This window comes from Polynucleobacter sp. (assembly GCF_040400325.1).
Taxonomy (GTDB): Bacteria; Pseudomonadota; Gammaproteobacteria; order Burkholderiales; family Burkholderiaceae; genus Polynucleobacter.
This window is the reverse complement of the sequence record NZ_JBBAQK010000001.1, coordinates 202,427-221,553: the sequence shown is the minus strand read 5'-3', so window position 1 is coordinate 221,553 and position 19,127 is coordinate 202,427. Positions and strand designations below refer to the sequence as shown.

21 protein-coding genes are annotated in these 19,127 nt (G+C 43.2%); 3 read left to right on the top strand and 18 right to left on the bottom strand.

The window, feature by feature from the left end; all coding sequences use genetic code 11:
• Positions 1 to 6 precede the first annotated feature (6 nt).
• Genes sdhC through ABWP14_RS01170 form a run of 3 tightly spaced genes read right to left on the bottom strand, consistent with a single transcriptional unit; the run spans position 7 to position 1,441 of the window.
• Positions 7 to 366 (bottom strand): succinate dehydrogenase, cytochrome b556 subunit, encoded by a 360-nt coding sequence (gene sdhC, locus ABWP14_RS01180; RefSeq protein ID WP_353201141.1) that lies wholly within the window; start codon positions 364 to 366, stop codon positions 7 to 9.
• The gene (locus ABWP14_RS01175) at positions 363 to 713 is read right to left on the bottom strand and encodes a succinate dehydrogenase (protein ID WP_353201140.1); all 351 of its coding nucleotides are present in this window, start codon (positions 711 to 713) and stop codon (positions 363 to 365) included. The genes sdhC and ABWP14_RS01175 overlap by 4 nt, the downstream gene beginning before the upstream one ends.
• Positions 710 to 1,441, bottom strand: coding sequence for a succinate dehydrogenase/fumarate reductase iron-sulfur subunit (locus ABWP14_RS01170; RefSeq protein ID WP_353201139.1), 732 nt, complete (start codon positions 1,439 to 1,441; stop codon positions 710 to 712). The genes ABWP14_RS01175 and ABWP14_RS01170 overlap by 4 nt, the downstream gene beginning before the upstream one ends.
• An 82-nt stretch (positions 1,442 to 1,523) precedes the next feature.
• Here ABWP14_RS01170 and ABWP14_RS01165 point away from each other — a divergent pair, with 82 nt between their 5' ends.
• Positions 1,524 to 2,399: a LysR family transcriptional regulator gene (locus ABWP14_RS01165; protein WP_353201138.1), complete on the top strand. Its 876-nt coding sequence runs from the start codon at positions 1,524 to 1,526 to the stop codon at positions 2,397 to 2,399.
• 57 nt (positions 2,400 to 2,456) lie between these two features.
• Here the strand turns inward: ABWP14_RS01165 and ABWP14_RS01160 are convergent, their stop codons facing one another.
• Positions 2,457 to 3,440 carry a Bug family tripartite tricarboxylate transporter substrate binding protein gene (locus ABWP14_RS01160; RefSeq protein ID WP_353201137.1) on the bottom strand — a complete coding sequence of 328 codons (984 nt, stop codon included), beginning with the start codon at positions 3,438 to 3,440 and terminating at the stop codon, positions 2,457 to 2,459.
• 76 nt (positions 3,441 to 3,516) lie between these two features.
• Positions 3,517 to 4,590: a TauD/TfdA family dioxygenase gene (locus tag ABWP14_RS01155; protein WP_353201136.1), complete on the bottom strand. Its 1,074-nt coding sequence runs from the start codon at positions 4,588 to 4,590 to the stop codon at positions 3,517 to 3,519.
• Between the two features lie 345 nt (positions 4,591 to 4,935).
• Here ABWP14_RS01155 and ABWP14_RS01150 point away from each other — a divergent pair, with 345 nt between their 5' ends.
• Positions 4,936 to 6,576 carry a thiamine pyrophosphate-binding protein gene (locus ABWP14_RS01150; RefSeq protein ID WP_353201135.1) on the top strand — a complete coding sequence of 547 codons (1,641 nt, stop codon included), beginning with the start codon at positions 4,936 to 4,938 and terminating at the stop codon, positions 6,574 to 6,576.
• Here ABWP14_RS01150 and ABWP14_RS01145 read toward each other — a convergent pair.
• The 7 genes from ABWP14_RS01145 to ABWP14_RS01115 form a co-directional block, all read right to left on the bottom strand.
• Positions 6,560 to 7,567 carry a galactitol-1-phosphate 5-dehydrogenase gene (locus ABWP14_RS01145; protein WP_353201134.1) on the bottom strand — a complete coding sequence of 336 codons (1,008 nt, stop codon included), beginning with the start codon at positions 7,565 to 7,567 and terminating at the stop codon, positions 6,560 to 6,562. The genes ABWP14_RS01150 and ABWP14_RS01145 overlap by 17 nt on opposite strands.
• An 11-nt stretch (positions 7,568 to 7,578) precedes the next feature.
• A complete protein-coding gene (locus ABWP14_RS01140) occupies positions 7,579 to 8,343 on the bottom strand; it encodes an SDR family oxidoreductase (RefSeq protein WP_353201133.1) in 765 nt (254 codons plus the stop codon).
• 5 nt (positions 8,344 to 8,348) lie between these two features.
• The gene (hpsN, locus tag ABWP14_RS01135; protein WP_353201132.1) at positions 8,349 to 9,662 is read right to left on the bottom strand and encodes a sulfopropanediol 3-dehydrogenase; all 1,314 of its coding nucleotides are present in this window, start codon (positions 9,660 to 9,662) and stop codon (positions 8,349 to 8,351) included.
• An 84-nt stretch (positions 9,663 to 9,746) separates the two neighbouring features.
• A complete protein-coding gene (locus ABWP14_RS01130) occupies positions 9,747 to 10,811 on the bottom strand; it encodes an ABC transporter substrate-binding protein (protein ID WP_353201131.1) in 1,065 nt (354 codons plus the stop codon).
• A gap of 31 nt (positions 10,812 to 10,842) precedes the next feature.
• Positions 10,843 to 11,640 (bottom strand): ABC transporter ATP-binding protein, encoded by a 798-nt coding sequence (locus ABWP14_RS01125; RefSeq protein ID WP_353201130.1) that lies wholly within the window; start codon positions 11,638 to 11,640, stop codon positions 10,843 to 10,845.
• Between the two features lie 3 nt (positions 11,641 to 11,643).
• The gene (locus ABWP14_RS01120; RefSeq protein ID WP_353201129.1) at positions 11,644 to 12,429 is read right to left on the bottom strand and encodes an ABC transporter permease; all 786 of its coding nucleotides are present in this window, start codon (positions 12,427 to 12,429) and stop codon (positions 11,644 to 11,646) included.
• Complete coding sequence (locus ABWP14_RS01115) at positions 12,429 to 13,148, bottom strand: ABC transporter permease (RefSeq protein WP_353201128.1); 720 nt, start codon at positions 13,146 to 13,148, stop codon at positions 12,429 to 12,431. Before ABWP14_RS01115 ends, ABWP14_RS01120 begins: the two co-directional genes overlap by 1 nt.
• 155 nt (positions 13,149 to 13,303) lie before the next feature.
• Between ABWP14_RS01115 and ABWP14_RS01110 the strand changes: the two genes are divergently transcribed.
• Positions 13,304 to 14,332: a LacI family DNA-binding transcriptional regulator gene (locus ABWP14_RS01110; protein WP_353201127.1), complete on the top strand. Its 1,029-nt coding sequence runs from the start codon at positions 13,304 to 13,306 to the stop codon at positions 14,330 to 14,332.
• A 10-nt stretch (positions 14,333 to 14,342) separates the two neighbouring features.
• Here the strand turns inward: ABWP14_RS01110 and fdx are convergent, their stop codons facing one another.
• From fdx to ABWP14_RS01080, 6 genes are read right to left on the bottom strand one after another with little or no spacing between them, the layout of a single operon-like run.
• Positions 14,343 to 14,681, bottom strand: a complete 339-nt coding sequence (gene fdx, locus ABWP14_RS01105) for an ISC system 2Fe-2S type ferredoxin (protein WP_353201126.1) — start codon at positions 14,679 to 14,681, stop codon at positions 14,343 to 14,345.
• 33 nt (positions 14,682 to 14,714) lie between these two features.
• Complete coding sequence (hscA, locus tag ABWP14_RS01100; RefSeq protein WP_353201125.1) at positions 14,715 to 16,580, bottom strand: Fe-S protein assembly chaperone HscA; 1,866 nt, start codon at positions 16,578 to 16,580, stop codon at positions 14,715 to 14,717.
• Between the two features lie 18 nt (positions 16,581 to 16,598).
• Complete coding sequence (gene hscB / locus ABWP14_RS01095) at positions 16,599 to 17,126, bottom strand: Fe-S protein assembly co-chaperone HscB (RefSeq protein WP_353201124.1); 528 nt, start codon at positions 17,124 to 17,126, stop codon at positions 16,599 to 16,601.
• The gene (gene iscA / locus ABWP14_RS01090) at positions 17,104 to 17,427 is read right to left on the bottom strand and encodes an iron-sulfur cluster assembly protein IscA (protein WP_353201123.1); all 324 of its coding nucleotides are present in this window, start codon (positions 17,425 to 17,427) and stop codon (positions 17,104 to 17,106) included. The genes hscB and iscA overlap by 23 nt, the downstream gene beginning before the upstream one ends.
• 13 nt (positions 17,428 to 17,440) lie before the next feature.
• On the bottom strand, positions 17,441 to 17,827 hold the full coding sequence (gene iscU / locus ABWP14_RS01085) for a Fe-S cluster assembly scaffold IscU (protein ID WP_353201122.1): 387 nt from the start codon (positions 17,825 to 17,827) through the stop codon (positions 17,441 to 17,443).
• A 31-nt stretch (positions 17,828 to 17,858) separates the two neighbouring features.
• Entirely contained in the window at positions 17,859 to 19,118 is a 1,260-nt protein-coding gene (locus ABWP14_RS01080) for an IscS subfamily cysteine desulfurase (RefSeq protein ID WP_502930123.1), read from the bottom strand.
• Positions 19,119 to 19,127 lie beyond the last annotated feature (9 nt).

Here is a 19,127-nt window from a genome sequence, read left to right as displayed (position 1 = left end):
ACCTAATCAATTAGCAAAATATAAAAATAAGAGCCCGCAAACAATAGCGAACAAAATAGAGATCTGTATCCAACCCTTACGCAGGCCATTCCATGGTCCAAACTCAATGATTAATAATCGTACGCCACCAGCTAAATGAACGGCCAGCAAGACTACTAAAGCCCACTCTCCAAATTTAAATACCCAGAAATCCGTTAATTTCAAAGAGGCCTCAAATCCATCCGCCCCACGCAAGGATTGAGACAACATTAGAAAATGTAAAGGGATAAAACATGCCAGTAACAAGCCAGAAAAACGATGGCAAGCATAAGCAAAATAAGGCAAATGGCTTTTTGCACGGTAATCTAAGGTTGGTCTAGTGCTCATATAGCACCCCCGGTATACACGCCAATGACTGCAGTCGTACCAATTACCAAAATCAATAATGCTAGTAACCAAGAAATGGGTTTAGTCATTCCAACTTGAGGTATGGTCTCTTGCAAAATATTAGCTACCCCAATCGGTGCATGCACAAAACAAGCCAAAACAAATATTTCATAAAAGATTGCAAATCCCAGATTACCTTGTGTGCGACCCAGAATTTCTTGCGCGGTGAGACCACCACGGATTGCATAAAAAATCATGATTAAGTGAATTGCTACACATACTCCAAGAACCATGGCGCTAATTCTTTGTGCATACCAGAGCTTTGCCTGAAGTACTGCCTGGCTCACAACTTACCCCACTTACTACCGCGAACCGCAGCCCTAGCAACTAACTTCTTTAGGCCAGAAATACTGGCAGTAGGTGAAAGAGCATTTGGACAGCGTTCTGTGCAAGAGCCGTGTGAATGACAGGCATGACAACCCTCATCACCCGCTACCGCACGCAGTCGATCAAGTTGCTGCACATCTCTAACATCATTTGTTAATGTCCACGCACGATTCAAAGCTGCAGGCCCTAAGTAATTTGGTCTAGATTTCACGACCTCACATGAAGCGTAGCAAACACCACAACCAATACACTCAATACCCGCATTAGCTAATTGACGCTCTTCAGACTGTGGCTCTACTTTTGCAAAATCATCATGACGGGTTTGGTTACCCTTGAAGAAACCAACCGCGCCTTTCCACTTATTAAAGAACTCGCGCATATCGGTAGCAAGATCTTTAATTACCGGTAAATTATTTAATGGAGCAATCTCTAAAGAATCCCCCTCCACAATTTTGGATACATGAGTGCGGCAAGTCCAACGAGCTACTCCATTGACTGTCATAGCACATGACCCACACATGCCGACACGACAGGCAAAGCGATAACTTAATGTGGGATCAATCTTGCGCTGAATATAGGTAACCACATCCAAGACGGTTTGGTTTGGATTACGTGGCACAATGTATTCAACAAATTCACCTTGCTCGGCGCCACGCCAGACTTTAACTTTTAGATCGGTATTAGACATGGGGTCATTATATCTGTAGACAGTAAAAAATAAATCGAATATAATTTTCTTTGAGATAAAATTATTCTTTATTATTAAATCTATGTCCAGCATTAAGCTCCTAAAAAACTTTCTCGCTATTACACGCCATAAAAGCGTTGCTGCAGCTGCAAGAGAGATTGGATTGACTGCTGCGGCAGCTGGCCAGCAACTCCAGCAACTAGAGCATGAAATCGGTGTGGAGCTATTTGATAGAACAAAACGCTCCCTAACCCTCAATAGCAATGGACGGGCTGTAATTGAGCCGATTCAAGACATCATCTCAAAATATGAAGCTCTTGGATCTAATCTGAAAACTGACCTCAGTGGGACTATTGTTTTAGGCGCTCTAGTGTCGACTCTGATGGGGGCTTTTGGTAAAACCCTTAACGAGCTAAAACAAAACTACCCTGAACTTGAAATTAAACTGATTGCAGGTCTTTCAAGTAGCTTTCTAGATCAGGTGATAGAAGGTAGTCTAGATGCTGCCATTGTGACTGAATCACCATATGCATTACCTCAGAACGTACAGTGGACTGAGCTCTATAAAGAACCGATGATCTTGATTGTCCCAAGCTCATTAAAATTATCTGAGCGCCTCATCAATGAATTGCCATTCATTCGATTTGAGAGAAATACCTGGACTGGTCATCTAGTTGAGCAAACTATCAGAGTCAATAAGCTCAAAATTCAAGACGTCATGGAATTGAACTCAGTAGAGGCGATTATTGAATTGGTAAGACAAGGTCTTGGTTATTCAATCGTCCCACAACTTGCCAATATTTCATGGTCAAGCGATCGCCAACTCAAGATTCAAAAACTACCAGGCAAAACGGTCTATCGAAAAGTTGGTCTATTAGAGCGCAAGAAACATAGTCGACACAATATTACAGGCGCTATTAAAGGTCACTTTTTATCAAACATGCTAAAGACATCTTAAAAAGCCAATAAAAAAGCCTGGACGAACCAGACTTTTTTACAAGATATATTGCAAACTTTATTTCTTCAGATTAAGTTCAGCCCCTAGCTTGCTATAGAGATCAAACTGCTCTTTAGCAAATGCTTCTGTATCTGCAGGTGATCGAATTGCAGGGATAGCCCCAACAGTATCGTTACCATTTAACCAGGCAGTATTTTTGGCAACTTCTTTTAGTATGGTCTGCCATTTCTCTACAACCTCTGAGGGCATACCTGGGGGGCCATAAAGACCGCTCCATCCCATCACTTTTTCTAAGTTAGGAATTCCCTCTTCTTTGGCAGTAGGTACATTGGGAAAATCTTTCAAACGCGCAGGTGTGGAAGTGACCAGCGCACGCATCGCATTACCCTTTATCTGCCCAACGAGTGTTGTTAAGTTATTACATAAGAAGTCTACCTCTCCACCAAGTAAGGCAGTAGTAGCCTGACCACCACCTTTATAAGGAATCATGGTGGCAGCCGCTGATTTTAACCCTACATCACGCAAAATGACTTCAACCGCTAAATGCTGTGTGGTGCCAGCGCCTGCACTTGCATAATTTAATTTTCCGGGATTTGCCTTAATTGCAGCAATGAGATCCTTCATATTCTTATAAGGCGCATCAGGCTTTACTACACAGACGACCGGATTAAAATCAAGCAAGGAGATGAATGTGAAATCGTTCCATTTATAAGGTGTAGTGCTATCGAGGGCGGGGGTGATTGCTTGCGAACCGCCTCGAGAAACTAATAGGGTATAGCCATCTGGAGGTGAAGTGCGAACTTTTTGAGAGCCGATCGTGCCAGATGCTCCTGGAATATTTTGCACAATCACATTTTGACCCATCAGCTTAGTAGCCATAGGGGCCAAATTTCTACCAGAGAAATCGCTATCACCGCCAATCCCATAAGGAGCGATAAAAGTAATTGTTTTATTAGGATAATTTTGGGCTAAAACAACATTTGTCACTAGCCCCATAAAAACCAATACTGTAAAAGCGGTACTTTTGACTAACTTAAGCATACAACCCCCCGTGAGATAGTTTAATTCGTTCACTTATTACTCAAACTAAAGCATTTTTAAAAAAATATTTTGATGACTAAACATTTAATTCAACTAAATATTTTGTGCCTGGCACGATGATGCCCCCTCGATCTCCCGGAATTACACCGCCCCAACGAGACGCAAAATAATTGGGTAGTGGTCTTGCTGACTGAGGTGCAACCCAGAGTCGAAGCAAATGACGTTGTTGCTTAGGATCGGGCCAATTTTCAAAATCATTCCTAGAGTGCAGAATTTGGTGGTTATGCAGTAACTGAATATCACCCGGCTCAAAAGCCATCTGAAGGGCAAAGCCTGGCTCTTGCAAAATAGCATCGATTTCATCCATCACTTCAATTTGCTGTTGACTTAGTCTAGGAGCATGTGGAAAGCGCTCTTGTGCGTCTTCTATATAGCGACGTAAATATACGCAGGATAGGTATCCTTGATACCAATTAAAGATGGGGATCTCAAACCAAGGATCGAGCCCTTCTGGAACTTCTCCTCGGCGGTCCGTTGGATATGGTGTAAACATCGCAGAAATCAAGTCGGGGCGACGTTCTATCATTTTGTTATAAAGCATCATAGAGCTGGCAATAAAAGATTCGCCGCCCTCTTTGGCCTTCTTCAAACAAAGTAGACCAACAATATCTGCCGAATCGGTATGGTAATCAAGCTTCTTGTTAGTTTGATAAAAACGTGCTCCAGCTTCTACTTTCGCACCTTGATCACGCACATGTCCAAGTAAATGACCTTTTCCATTACTACTCCGTAGCGAACCCATATGACGCCCAAGCCCCATATAAATAGCTGCAATCTTTTCTATTGGCCAGTTTTCAATGGGAAGTCCACGGAGCATTACAAAACCCCGCCCGAAGAGGAGTTCATTCAAAGTTTGATCAATAAAAGAAGGTAGCTGTGTGAGAGGAAATAGCTCGGGTGTAATATTTTCAAGCGGAATTCCTAAACTTAGAAAATGATCAGCCGCCGCTTCAAGTTCTGTTATTTGCTCTGAGTTCCAGCGCACTATCCACCTAGGATCGTCTTGAATTTGACTGCCGATCCATGCGCAGGATCCTTCAACAGAAAAAGGAATGTCACTTACTGGAGTAAAGGGGCTGATTGAGTTCATATTGATTTCTCTATTCACCCTTATCTTGGTCTTCAAACAAGGTAAACATAAAATGACTCTACCCTAAAAAAACCAGCTTCTCAAGCCATTAAAATACTAATATCCATTTGTTAACGCTTTAAATCTCTCCTCTGTCCGGGTTAGTCAGCTGATTAAGGGTTATTACTAATTTCAGTTCAAGCAGGCCTCTCTCCTGAGTACATTTATAGCGCAAGGTGAACCACATCGTATTTATTAAAACTTTTAGTCAAAAACAATTTGCTTTGACTCAATAAGTAAAAAAATAACGTATTCTCTATTGATAGCAAATAACATTATTTTAAAGTCCAAGGACGAAGCTTTTATATGATAAAAAAAATCAAAAACGGTGCTGAAATGGTTGTGAGTGCTCTGGAGCAAGCAGGTGTAGAAAAAGTTTTTACACTATCTGGCAATCACATCATGCCGATTTATAACGCCATATTTGATTCTAATATTGAACTCATTCATACTCGTCATGAGGCAGCTGCTGTCCACATGGCGGATGCATGGGCAAGATTGACTGGGAAGGTTGGAATTGCTTTAGTCACAGGCGGCCCGGGTCATGCAAATGCAATCTCGGCGCTGTACACCACTTCTATGGCTGAATCCCCAGTTGTTTTGATCTCAGGCCATGCCCCACTGAATCAGCTTGGTAAAGGTGCATTTCAAGAAATGGCGCAAGCGACTATTGCAGCTCCTTTAACAAAAGCATCTTGGACTTGTCAAAAAATAGAGGATCTAGGCTTTGATTTGGCAAAGGCAATACGAATAGCAAAATCAGGAAGACCTGGACCTACACATCTTAGTTTGCCATCTGATGTTCTAGAGTCAATTTCACCTCTAAATATGCCAATGCCAACGAATGAAGACTTTATGGTGCATAGTAAAGCAGCGAAACCTTCCGAGATTACAGCGATCCTATCGGCATTGGCCTCTACTAAAAAACCACTCATCATTGTGGGTCCGATGATGCTCTCCAAGACTGGTAAGAAGCAATTAGCCTTACTTGAAGAATCTTTAGGCATTCCAGTGATCGGCATGGAAAGTCCAAGAGGTATTGGTGACCCAAGTCTTGGCGCATTTTCGGAAGTTTTAGCTGAGTCCGACTGCATTCTCTTGCTTGGGAAAAAACTAGACTTTACTTTGAAGTTTGGCAACGCCCCTGGCATTAAACAAGAATGCAAGTTTCTACAAATAGACCCCGAAGAGACTGAAATTGAAAGGGCAAAAAAAATGCTCGGTAATCGCTTACAAATGGCATGTGTATCCGATACCCCAAGCGCTATTAATGCTATGCTTTCTGCAAATCCTGCAAAACACTCGAGTGCAGATACTTGGTTAAAAGAAGTTAGCGCAGCAGTGGCATATCGCCCAAGCTCATGGAGGGAATTACCTCCTTATGAGGGAAGACTGCATCCAGCTAAAGCATTACTACCACTACAAGAAATACTAGATAGTCATCCCGATTCCGTCCTTGTGAGCGATGGCGGAGAAATTGGACAATGGGCTCAAGCGTGCTTAAATGCCCCGAACCGAATTCTAAATGGGGTTGCCGGATCTATAGGCGCTGGTCTCCCTTTTGCCATAGCCGCTAGGGTTGCAAAAAAGGATGTCCCTATCATTGCCATAATGGGTGATGGGACCTTTGGATTTCATAGTGCTGAAATCGACACAGCAGTTCGCTATGGCTTAGATTGCATCCTTGTCGTGGGAAATGATGCTTGCTGGAATGCGGAATATCAAATTCAAATTAAAGACTACGGTAAAGACCGAGCGATTGGTTGCGAACTATTACCCTCAAGCTATGAAAAAGTTTGTCAAGCATTTGGCGGTCACGGTGAACTTGTCACTAATTCTGAAAACATGCTACCAGCAGTAAAGCGCGCCATAGAAAGCAAATTACCTTCATGTCTTAATGTCATGATTGAAGGACTTACGGCACCTAATATTAAAAGAATGGTTTAAGTAAAACTTTTGCAGAGGCGGTTCTACCGTAGTGCAGGTCGTCAAAAGCCTTAGCACCCTCCTCAAGAGACCTCTTCTCTACCCATGCCAAATCGCCAAAGGCATTACGAGCAAGTAGATTCACGGTAGCCTGTAAATCGATCGTAGAGTAGGTATAGGTACCTAAGAGGGTAATCTCAGCAAGCGTGAGTTTTCTCATATCAATCTCACTAGCCCAGTCTTGTAGGCCCACATGCATCATGACCCCACCCGGCTTAACAGCGGCCAAAGCTGTATTACGGGTAACTACAGCACCGACACAATCCATCACAAATTCATATGAATTCTCAGCTACTTTTTCTTCAACTGGATTAATTGTTTTACAAGCTGCATGCTTCTCTATTGCTAGTCTGCGCAAGGGATTAACTTCGGCTACTAGCACATCATCTACGCCGTAATGCTTTAAAAGAAGTGCGGAGAGCATTCCAATAGCGCCACCACCCAATACCAAAACACGACACTCCTGAATTGGTCTATGTAATGCGCGCATTGATAGATTGATAGCATGAACAGCTGTTGCAGCAGGCTCAGTCAATGCTGCTGCATCTAGACTTAACCCTTCTGGTATTGCAATCAGCGAGCTCGCTGGAATACTCATAAATTCAGCAAAAGCCCCAGGTCGTGTCATTCCTACCATAGTGCGATTGGCACACAAATTATTTCTTCCTTGCAAACAATACTCACAATGTCCACAAGTAATTAGAGGATTGCCAGTAACTCGTTGGCCTTGAGTAAATAGAGAAGAACTAGATTCTGCAATAGTACCCGCAAACTCATGCCCTAAAACTAAGCCTGGTTTTCTTCGGGGATCATGACCATGAAACGCATGCATATCACTTCCGCAAATACCGACTGATTCAATCTTTAGAACAACTTCGTCTGGATCCAAAGAAGGATAAGGGCGATCTAAAACTTGCATCTCATTTGGCTGTGTATAGACTAAGGCTTTCATGATTACTTTCCTTAAGAAGCTGTGTAACCGCCATCAATCATGATGGCTTGACCAGTAATATAAGCAGAGGCATCGCTAGCTAAAAATATAGCAAGTCCATTAAGGTCTTTTATCTCTCCATTGCGTCCAATCGCAGTTCTATCTGCATGCATTTTTACAAGAGCAGGGTTATTAAATACTGGTGCGGTAAGCGCAGTTGGAAAATACCCAGGCCCAATCGCATTGCAGGTAATGCCAAACTTGGACCATTCTTGTGCGATTGCACGCGTTAACTGCAAGACTCCACCTTTAGCAGCACCATAGGGTGCACTATTGGCAAAAGCACGATAACTTTGGAGTGAAGCAATATTAATCACTCTTCCCCAATGATGCTTTTTCATCTGTGGAGCCAGTGCTTGCGTCATAAAAAATGGTGCCGCTAATTGCACATTCAATTGCTCTTGCCAGCTCTGAGGGGTAATTGCTTCAAATGGCTCTCGTAAATTAATTCCAGCAGCATTGACCAAGATATCTACTTTTCCTACTTTACTTAACACTTGAGTAGATAACTCTGCTGATTGCTCTAGAACACTTAAGTCGGCAACAAAGGAGGAAGCCTTGATGCCTTGCTTAGTCAAACGGGCAACTGCCTCGGCTAATGGCAACTCTCTGCGAGCAGCAATTACAATTTCAGCACCAGCTAATCCAAGAGCTATAGCGATACCCTCCCCTATTCCACTACTACCACCAGTGATGAGAGCGGTTTTCCCCTGTAAGCCAAATAGTTGATTAATCATGAGACTCATACCTCTACCGGAGCTCCAAGATCAAATTTTTCGCTAGGAAAATACTTCTCCAAACGATCATCTGCCGTTCGCGCGTGTGCTTCCATACCCTCTAGGCGACTAATTCTGGCGGTGACTAAAGCCATTTCCTTGCTACCCTCGCGAGTCATCTTCTGCCAAGTCAGTGTTTTCATGAACTTGTGAACAGATAGTCCTCCTGAATACCTTGCAGCACCTTTAGTGGGTAACACATGATTAGGGCCACTCGTTTTATCACCAAATGCAACGGTGGCTTCCTCTCCTAAAAACAAGGATCCATAGCATGTGAGAGCGCTTAACCACCAATCTAAATCTTTTGCATGTACTTCAAGATGTTCAGCAGCATATTTATCAGATACCTGAGCCACCTCTTCACGAGTACTGCATACAATAACCTCACCATAATCTCGCCAAGCACAGGCTGCAGCATCCTTGGCTGTTGGCGGCAATAAGTCAATCATCTGCGGCACCAATTCCATGACTTCTTTTGCCAACTTATCTGAGGTCGTAAATAACCAGGCGGGCGACTCATGCCCGTGCTCAGCTTGACCAACAAGATCACTAGCGACAATTTTAGGATCAGCAGTTTCATCAGCGATGACTGCAATTTCTGTTGGGCCCGCAAAAACGTCAATACCCACCTTACCAAATAATGAACGCTTAGCTTCAGCCACAAATTTATTACCCGGACCTACTACGACATCAGCCGGTTTACCAGTAAATAATCCATATGCTAATGATGCAATCGCTTGCACCCCACCCAGAGTCATAATGACATCAGCACCCGCCGCCTTAAAAGCATAGAGGACATAAGGATGAATACCGCTACCCCGAAACGGACTAGAGCAGGCAATAATATTTTTAACACCAGCCGCTTTGGCTGTTGCTACTGTCATATAGGCAGTAGCGATATGTGCATAACGACCTGCGGGCGCATAGCAACCAACCACATTGACTGGTAATACCTTTTGACCGGCTGTAACACCAGCATGCAAGGCAGTTGAAAAATCAACAATACTATTTTTCTGAGCGATTGCAAAGTCATAAACCTGCTTGACTGCAAAATCGATATCCTTTTTTACAGAGCTTGGAACATCTGCTAGTACGGCATTGATTGCCTGGTCAGACATTACGATATCGCCAGACCATTTATCCAACTTCAATGCATATTCTTTAACGGCAGACTCGCCATGCTTCTCAATATTTGAGAGCATCTCTGTTACTACCTCCTGAGCAGTTGAAGTTTCTGTTTCAGGTGTTTTTGCAGCTTTTTTTAAGTAATTTGTAGACATATTTCTAACCTTTGTTGTGTAAGCGCTTACAGCTCATCTCCAAAAAAATGAAGCTCCCCCCATTTTTTTGGATTCATCAATCAATTACTTAGTGTTGTTTGCAAACTCACGTAGTGTCTTATCAGCATTCACCATCTTCATGAACTCATCCGTAATATATTCCTTTGCTGGTGGAACTGTTTGAATGGCGCCAGTAGACTGCATAAATGCGCCAATCGCATTAAACCAGCCGTCTACCTGTGATGGACCTTTTGAGTTATCCATAATCCTTAATTCACTCGCTAAGTCATAGGTTGGACGTGTATCAAACTCTTTCTTCATGGATGCTTCAGAAATTGTCACACCACCTTGCTCATAAAACTTTTTCATCATGGCGATAGCTTCTGGCTTATTAGCATTCATCCATTTCCAGGTACGTAAATAAATAGCTAGGAATTTAGCCACATTTTGTGGATTTTCTTTTGCATAATCACCCCGAACAATTAAAGCTCCAGGAACAAATGCGCCACCCTCTTTACCGCTACAAATCACCTTAGCGCCAGCTTTTTCTTCTAAAGTGTAAATATTAGGTGCCCATAAGCCCCCAAAGTCAGCATTACCAGAGGACATTGCTGAAATAATTTCGCCCTGACCCATATTTTTGATGGTGACATCAGCTTTGCTCAAGCCGTATTTCTTCAGGCAAGATTGCACAGCGTAATCACCGGTGGAATTACCAGTAAGAACGATTGTTTGTCCTTTTATTGATTCTGGATTGGCAGCGAATGCCGCAGCAGCCTTTGGAGAAGCTAACAAGGCATTTCCTGCAGACTCATCATTTGTTAAGCCGATAGTTTTGATACCAAAACGCACATATCCGAGTACCGCTGGAACAGATCCGGTGCCACCAACATCCCAAGATTTAGAAGCAGAAGCTGCTATCTGCGGAACACCAGCAGGAAAGGTGCTGAATTCAGGCTTGAGACCCAGCTCGCTCCACCAATTTTTTTCCGTGGCTACATAAAATGGTAGCGCCCAATATAGCGCAGGCTGATAACTCACCTTTATCTCAGTAAGTGCAGGTTTAGCTTGCGCCTGCACATTTCCGATACTGACTGCTGTAAGAACTGTTGCACCTAAAATACTGGCTAATGTTTTTTTCAATTGCATTTTTATCTCCCTTATATATTACAAAAGTAAATCAATGATCAACACCCAGGTTTTGCTCCCGTAACAATCTCCAAATCTGACTACGTAACTGTACAAATGAACTCAAATCCATTACATCCTCAATACGAGAATGTGTATCCCAACCTTCTTTTTCACGAACCGGCTTTATATCAATCACATCTCGAATCAAGCCAGGTCTTCTTGACATCACTACCACTCTATCCGCGAGGTATACCGCCTCTTCAACCGCGTGGGTAATAAATAAAACTGTTTTAGGATTCTTACGAGCAAGTCTTACGAGCTCTTCTTGCATAACTACTCTTGTTTGTGCATCCAAAGCACCGAATGGCTCATCCATCAAAAGTACTTCTGGCTCCAAGACATAGGCACGAGCAATTGCGACACGTTGCTGCATGCCGCCTGATAGCTGGTGGGGGTAAGCCTGTTCATAACCCTCTAATCCCATCAGTGAAACTAGGCGGGCAGTCTTATCTCGTTTTTCAGCGGTGCTCATACTCATTGATTTGAGGCCAAACTCAATATTCTCCTGAACTGTTTTCCATGGAAATAATGCAAATTGCTGAAATACCACTGCTCGATCTGGCCCAGGTCCTTGAACCTCTTTCCCGCCGACTAATACATGTCCTTTACTAGGCATCTCCAGTCCAGCCACCATGCGTAAACAAGTTGTCTTACCGCAACCAGATGGACCGACAATCGCAATAAACTCCCTATCCTTTACGGTTAAGTCGATGCCGCCCACAGCTAAAAATTCTTTACCGCCTTGCTTAAAGCTACGCTGTACCGAATCGAAAACAATATCTGCCATAAATCAAATTTCTTTATAGTGAACAGCAAACTTTTCAGCCTGCCTTAAAAGTACATCGATTAATAGCCCAATAAGACCAATTGCAATCATGCCGCTCATCACAATATCAGTCTGAATACTTGCTTGCCCCTTAACCATCATGTAGCCCACACCGCTAGAGGCCACAATCAATTCAGCGCCCACCAACGATTGCCAACCAAGTCCCGCAGAAATTCTCAATCCTGCAATGATGGATGGAATTGCAGCCGGAAATAAGACCTCAGTCATCAAGCGTAATTTGCCGGCGCCAAGCATTCTGGCAGCCTCAAGATATTTTTTATCAACGTGAATCCCACCACGATAGGTATTAATTAATACTGGGGGAAATGCTCCCATAAAGATCACCAGTACGGGACCGCCGATTCCGGTTCCAAACCAGAGAGCGGCAAATGGCACCCAAGCAATTGGCGCAACAAAGCGAATACTTTCAAAAAATGGGGTGATGATCTGATTGGCATACTTAGATAAGGCCATTAACAAGCCTAAGGGAATGCCAATAACAACCGCCAAAAGAAATCCTGATAAAAAACGTTGAAAGCTTGAAGCAATATGCACTAACAAGGTATACCCAGAAAAAGGCTCATTGATCAAACGAATGAATCTCAGGAGAACTTCATGTGGAGCAGGCAAAAACTGTCTAGGCACTATTCCCAAAAAAACTGATAAATACCAAAACCCAATAAAACTTGCCATACCCAGGCCAGTCCAGAATAAAAACTCCCCTTGGTTTAAGCGTTCACGATGAGCCATCATACTCTCCAAGGCATTGCGTACTGCTCAGCTTTGGCTAATAATTGCGTCATCAGCCAACCAGAAAGAGCAACACTAATCATGCCTACCAAAATCATGGCGGGATTAATGTCTTGCGCAGCTTGATTGAGGATCGATCCTAAACCTAAGATGGCCCCAACCAACTCAGCTGCAACTAGTGTCGTCCAAGAAGCTTGGAGCGAGAGCCGTAAGCCAGTAAAGATCAGTGGCAAAGCTCCCGGTATCAGTACTTCGCGATAATAAGCAAAGCGACTAATCCCCAGCATTGCTGCAGCTTCACGTTGCGGAACTTCAATTGACCTAACTCCTGTATAGCTATTAATTACTGCAGGTACAAAGGCAGCAACATAAATCACCATCACCTTTGCAGAATTTCCTAATCCTAGCCAAACGATGGCTAATGGTATCCAAGCTAATGGTGGTATGGGCCTTAAGGTTAAAAAGATGGGATTGACAAAGGCCTCGATTTTTTTGTTTGCCCCCATCAAAATACCCAGCAAAATACCTAAGGAGGAGGACACTAAAAATCCTGAAGTAACTAATACAAGACTTTGTAAGATATGCTGATACAACTTACCGTTGCCATACCCCTGCAACGCAATAATCTTGAAAGAGTTCCAGGTTTCAGTAGGCGAAGGAAATCTTGCGCTCGAGATCGTGCCCGACCATTCAGTTAGCCCAAACCAAGCTAGAAGCAATATCGCACAATACAAAAAGAAGGATAAAAGCTTGCTAAAAATTTCAAATCCCTTATAGAATGAATAAAAATGTAAGCGCTTTCATTCTAACCATAATTTGACACCAAAATTACTTCAACCCATTAAATTAGACTAGGACTTTCCCTTAGGCCCTGATGAAAAAACACACTGGATCAATCACTATTGATCATGTTGCATCTGCAGCAAAAGTCTCTACGGCAACCGTGTCACGAGCTCTAAATCGACCTGAAACAGTCAGTACTGTTCTTAAGGAGAAGATCAATGGCGTGATCAAGAAGCTTGGTTATATTCCAAATGCTGGTGCACGCTCTTTAATGCTCAAACGCTCAGGAACCATCGGCGTTATTGTCCCAACTCTAGATAACGCCATTTTTGCCCAAGGTCTTGCTGAATTTCAAAGACAGCTGAATCAATCTGGACATCAACTACTAGTCGCGAGTAGTAACTATGATCCCAGTATTGAAGCTACCCAAATTACTAACTTATTAGTCAGAGGGGTTGAGGGTATTGCACTATTTGGAACTAGCCAGCAAAGAGAGGCATTAAAGCTCTTAAAGACCCGCGGGATTCCTTACATTCATGTCGGATCGTTGACTGCCCCCCTTCAGGGCTATGCATCAGGCTTTGATAATCGCGAGGCTATCAAACTTGGCGTACGACATTTATTAGAGCAAGGCCATAAACAATACGGAATTCTAACGGGCATCACTGAGAATAACGATCGAGCAACAGACCGTGTTAATGGCGCCCTAGAATTACTAGCAGAGAAAAAGATACGACTAAAACCGGAAGTAATTGTTGAATGTCCCTATGAGTTACAAGAGGCAAGACTAGGATTAAAAAAGTTACTCCTCAATAATCCAAAAATTACAGCCATTATTTGTGGCAATGACGTTCTAGCCATGGGGGCACTCTTAGAAGCTCAAAGACAAGGCATTAAAGTTCCAAAGGAGCTTTCGATTGTTGGATTTGACGATCTAGAGATATCAAGACATCTTCTACCAAGTCTTACAACGATTCATATAGATGCTATTGGCATGTGGGCTCAGGCAGCCAATCACTTAGTTTCACAAATTAATGGGGTAGATAACTTGCCCAAGAAGATCAAAGCCAACGTCAATTTAGTTATTCGAGAATCGACTACTATAGCGCCAAAACATTAAAGGCTTTTGGCTAGTGATTTTCTTTAGCATGATTAATAGAGTACCTTGGTATCTCAATAACCAGATCTTCACGGGCAACGATCGCCTGACAAGATAAGCGGGATTGAGAATTAAGACCCCAGGCACGGTCTAGCATATCCTCTTCATTTTCATCTGGGGGATTTAAGCTTTGAAGACCCTCCTTAATGATGACGTGGCAAGTGGTACAAGCACACACCATATCGCAGGCATGCTCAATTGGAATATCATTTTCTAATAAAGCCTCACAAATCGACGTGCCAGGCGCAACCTCAACAACAGCGCCCTCAGGACAATATTCACTATGAGGTAAAACAACAATTTGAGTCATGGTCTTTTCTGATTCTTTATTCGTTTTTTATTATTAGATTTCAGCAACATTCTTGCCAGATAATGCCTTTTGAATACTGGCATTCATACGCATTTGCGCAAAATCATCTGTGGCCTTAGCAGCATGATCAACAGCCTTGCGCAATACAGCACTATCAGTTTCTTCATTTAAAATCTTTTGTAAAACAATCATTTCTCGATCAATTGAAGATTGCTCTTCCTTTGAAAGTAAATTCCTATCACTATCGAGTGCTGTTTGAACAGCATCCAATAATCTCTGAGCATTCACCTGCTCTTCACGCAAAGAACGAGACAAGAGGTCTTCTTTTGCTGAAGAGAAGCCGTCTTGCAGCATCCTAGTAATTTCTGCATCAGTCAAGCCGTATGATGGTTTGATATCTATCGATGCTTGTACGCCAGAGACCTGCTCCACTGCACTCACAGAAAGTAGGCCATCAGCATCTACCTGAAAGGTCACTCGAATGCGTGCTGCACCGGCAGCCATTGCAGGAATCCCGCGCAATTCAAACTTGCCCAAGGAGCGGCAATCTTGAGCCAGCTCCCGCTCACCCTGCACTACCTGAACTGCTAGCGCAGTCTGACCATCTTTGAAAGTTGTAAAGTCTTGCGCCCTTGCAACAGGGATGGGGGTATTTCTAGGGATAATTTTCTCAACCAAGCCGCCCATGGTTTCAATACCCAGAGAAAGTGGAATGACATCTAACAATAACCACTCATCATCTTTACTTTGATTGCCTGCTAGCAAGTCTGCTTGCATCGCCGCACCAAGTGCGACAACCTGATCAGGATTTAAATTATTTAAAGGTTGAGTACCAAATAATTCACCCACTGCACGCTGTACATTTGGCATACGAGTTGAGCCACCCACCATCACAACACCCTTAATATCCTCTGATGTGAGGCCAGCATCACGTAATGCTTTTTTACAGGCCACCAAAGTCTTAGTTACTAAATTTTGGGTTAGCTCAAAAAACTGAGCTTGACTAATACCAACATTCACTTCAGTGCCGTCAGACAAAGTCTCATGTACATGCGCCAAAGGATTGTGGCTGAGTAACTCTTTTGCATGTTGACATCCTTGCAATAAAGTACGGTGATCATGAATGGATAATGGCGGTAGCTTAGCTTGCTCTATCACCCAGCAATAGAGCCGATGATCAAAATCATCGCCCCCTAAGGCAGAATCTCCGCCGGTAGACAAAACTTCAAATACGCCCCTACTCATGCGTAATATAGAAATATCGAAGGTGCCTCCGCCTAAATCATAGACAGCATAAATACCTTCGGAAGCGTTATCTAAACCATAGGCAATTGCAGCTGCAGTCGGTTCATTGAGCAAACGGAGCACTTCTATACCAGCTAACTTCGCTGCATCTTTGGTTGCTTGACGCTGCGCATCATCAAAATAGGCGGGCACAGTAATTACCGCTCCAACAATGTCATCATTTACAGAGTCTTCTGCTAGTTGACGCAAACGCGCCAGAATTTCAGCAGATACTTCAATCGGGCTCTTATCTCCTGCGACTGTTCTCAGCTTGAGTATTCCTGGTTGATCAACAAAATCATAGGGAGCATTCTCAAGATGTTCTACATCAATCAATCCGCGGCCCATAAAACGCTTCACAGAAACAATGGTATTTTTAGGATCAATCACAATACTCTCGAGCGCTTCAAAACCAGCTTGAGTTCTGCCATTAGGTAGATAGCGCACGACTGATGGGAGCAGCTCTCTACCCTGAGCATCTGGCAGCACCCTAGGCAGAGCATCGCGCACGATAGCAACGAGCGAATTAGTAGTTCCTAAGTCTATACCTAATGCGATACGCCGTTGATGGGGCGCTAATGATTTACCGGGTTCTGAGATTTGCAATAAGGCCATAAGAGATTCAGTTTAAAGCTAGACTAATGCCGAAATGGCATCATCAAGTTCAATAGCAAACTTGTCTATGAAAAGCAGGCCACGAAGTAATTCAGCAGCGCATGGATAGTTTTTAGCATGATCAATTGCCTGAGTAATTTCCAATAAAGTGGTTTGCTTTGAAGATTCAACTTCCTCCATCAAAGCTTCTAGCGCCTCTAAATGATCAACCTGGTCATCTAAATTTTCTCGCCACTCCATTTGCTTCATTAAAAATGCAGCAGGCATAGCCGTGTTTGTTTCTAATTTTGCGTCTACTCCGTGAAGCTGGCAGATATAAAGGCCACGCTGCACAGGATTTTTAAGTATTTGATAAGCAGTGTTGGCCAGAGTAGCCATTTGCATTGCTAGGCGTTGCTCAGAGTCACTTCCACGAGCATGGCGATCAGGATGTACTTCTTTTTGGATTGCTAAATAAGCTTGATCCAAACGGGGCAAGTCGATCTTGAATTGCTGATTTAGGCCAAAAAAACGAAAGTAATCGTCAGACGCGGAAGGATTCGCCACAACCACACTCATCTTTTACGTTTGGATTTTGAAACTTAAACCCCTCATTCAAACCCTCACGTGCAAAGTCTACCTCTGTGCCATCCAAATAAGCCAAGCTCTTTGGATCAATAAATAATTTCACCCCATTGGACTCAAATACTTTATCTTCAGCCGCTGGCTCGTCCACATACTCCAATTGATAAGCTAAACCAGAGCAACCTGTAGTGCGAACCCCTAAACGCAAACCACACCCCTTGCCGCGCTTTTCTAAATTGCGGTTAACGTGTGCAGCTGCTTTATCAGTTAAGGTAATTGCCATAGTTTTACTCTACTTATTTCGCTGGATGTTTTTCTTTGTAATTTGCAACTGCAGCTTTAATGGCATCTTCAGCCAAGATAGAGCAGTGAATCTTTACAGGTGGCAAAGCTAACTCTTCAGCAATCAGAGAGTTCTTAATCTCTAAAGCTTGATCCAAAGTTTTACCCTTTACCCATTCAGTAACCAATGAGGAAGAGGCAATCGCTGAGCCACAACCATAAGTCTTGAACTTGGCATCTTCAATTACGCCTTGATCATTTACGCGGATTTGCAATTTCATCACGTCGCCACATGCAGGGGCGCCAACCATGCCAGTACCTACACTGTCGTCGCCCTTCTCAAATGAGCCTACGTTTCTTGGATTTTCGTAATGATCTATCACTTTTTCGCTATAAGCCATGGTATTCCCTCGTTATTTCTTTATTTATTATTTAGTGCGCTGCCCATTGAATCGTACTCAAATCGATTCCATCTTTATACATCTCCCAAAGCGGGGACAACTCTCGTAACTTCGCAATCTTTTCTTTAACAAGTTTGATCGTGAAATCCACCTCTTCTTCAGTCGTAAAACGACCAAGAGTAAAACGAATCGAGCTATGCGCCAATTCATCATTACGACCTAGAGCACGCAATACATAAGATGGTTCAAGGGATGCTGATGTGCAAGCGGATCCAGAGGAAATGGCTAATTCTTTCAAGGCCATTAACATCGATTCACCTTCAACATAGTTAAAGCTGATATTGAGGTTATGAGGAACACGGTGATCCATGTCACCGTTGACATAGACCTCTTCGATATCCTTTAAGCCATTCAATAAACGATCGCGTAAGCCACGAATGCGCTTATTTCCCTCAATCATCTCAATACGAGCGATACGAAATGCCTCACCCATGCCAACAATTTGATGAACTGCAAGAGTTCCAGAGCGCATACCGCGCTCATGACCACCACCATGAATCTGAGCCTCAATCCGAATACGGGGCTTACGACGCACAAATAATGCACCAATGCCTTTGGGACCATAAGTCTTATGAGCAGAAAAACTCATCAGGTCAACTTTGATCTTCTCTAAATCGATCTCTACTTTACCGGTTGCTTGCGCGGCATCTACATGAAGAATCACACCACGTGAACGACATAATTCACCAATACGGGCAATGTCTTGCTCAACGCCAATTTCATTATTGACATACATTATTGAGGTCAAAATTGTGCCAGGCTTCATTGCAGCTTCAAGCTGTGCAAAGTCAATCAAACCATTCGGTAGCACATCCAAATAAGTCACTTCAAAACCTTCACGCTCTAGATCACGGCAAGTGTCTAAGGTTGCCTTGTGTTCGGTCTTCACAGTAATAATATGATTGCCACGCTCTTTATAAAAATGCGCCGCACCCTTGAGTGCTAAGTTAATGCTTTCAGTTGCGCCACTCGTAAATACGATCTCTCTAGGGTCAGCGTGAACTAACTGTGCTACCTCTGAACGCGCCCACTCAACCGCCTCTTCAGCAGCCCAGCCATAGGCATGACTACGGGATGCGGCGTTACCAAATTGCTCACGCAAGTAAGGCAGCATTTTATCGACCACGCGAGGATCAATCGGTGTTGTAGATGAATAGTCCATGTACACCGGAAAGTGCTTAGGACTAAACATTGGAATCGGTTGCTTTGGAAGATCTTGTGGTGCGTTCATGATTTTCTT

Bases quoted from the DNA above. Each gene is read 5' to 3' on its own strand.
- iscA (WP_353201123.1), bottom strand. From the start codon at position 17,427: ATGGCAATTACCTTAACTGATAAAGCAGCTGCACACGTTAACCGCAAT.
- ABWP14_RS01140 (WP_353201133.1), bottom strand. From the start codon at position 8,343: ATGATTAATCAACTATTTGGCTTACAGGGGAAAACCGCTCTCATCACT.
- ABWP14_RS01145 (WP_353201134.1), bottom strand. From the start codon at position 7,567: ATGAAAGCCTTAGTCTATACACAGCCAAATGAGATGCAAGTTTTAGAT.
- ABWP14_RS01130 (WP_353201131.1), bottom strand. From the start codon at position 10,811: ATGCAATTGAAAAAAACATTAGCCAGTATTTTAGGTGCAACAGTTCTT.
- ABWP14_RS01080 (WP_502930123.1), bottom strand. From the start codon at position 19,118: ATGAACGCACCACAAGATCTTCCAAAGCAACCGATTCCAATGTTTAGT.
- ABWP14_RS01150 (WP_353201135.1), top strand. From the start codon at position 4,936: ATGATAAAAAAAATCAAAAACGGTGCTGAAATGGTTGTGAGTGCTCTG.
- hpsN (WP_353201132.1), bottom strand. From the start codon at position 9,662: ATGTCTACAAATTACTTAAAAAAAGCTGCAAAAACACCTGAAACAGAA.
- ABWP14_RS01165 (WP_353201138.1), top strand. From the start codon at position 1,524: ATGTCCAGCATTAAGCTCCTAAAAAACTTTCTCGCTATTACACGCCAT.
- ABWP14_RS01160 (WP_353201137.1), bottom strand. From the start codon at position 3,440: ATGCTTAAGTTAGTCAAAAGTACCGCTTTTACAGTATTGGTTTTTATG.
- ABWP14_RS01155 (WP_353201136.1), bottom strand. From the start codon at position 4,590: ATGAACTCAATCAGCCCCTTTACTCCAGTAAGTGACATTCCTTTTTCT.
- sdhC (WP_353201141.1), bottom strand. From the start codon at position 366: ATGAGCACTAGACCAACCTTAGATTACCGTGCAAAAAGCCATTTGCCT.
- ABWP14_RS01125 (WP_353201130.1), bottom strand. From the start codon at position 11,640: ATGGCAGATATTGTTTTCGATTCGGTACAGCGTAGCTTTAAGCAAGGC.
- ABWP14_RS01110 (WP_353201127.1), top strand. From the start codon at position 13,304: ATGAAAAAACACACTGGATCAATCACTATTGATCATGTTGCATCTGCA.
- ABWP14_RS01170 (WP_353201139.1), bottom strand. From the start codon at position 1,441: ATGTCTAATACCGATCTAAAAGTTAAAGTCTGGCGTGGCGCCGAGCAA.
- fdx (WP_353201126.1), bottom strand. From the start codon at position 14,681: ATGACTCAAATTGTTGTTTTACCTCATAGTGAATATTGTCCTGAGGGC.
- iscU (WP_353201122.1), bottom strand. From the start codon at position 17,827: ATGGCTTATAGCGAAAAAGTGATAGATCATTACGAAAATCCAAGAAAC.
- hscA (WP_353201125.1), bottom strand. From the start codon at position 16,580: ATGGCCTTATTGCAAATCTCAGAACCCGGTAAATCATTAGCGCCCCAT.
- ABWP14_RS01120 (WP_353201129.1), bottom strand. From the start codon at position 12,429: ATGGCTCATCGTGAACGCTTAAACCAAGGGGAGTTTTTATTCTGGACT.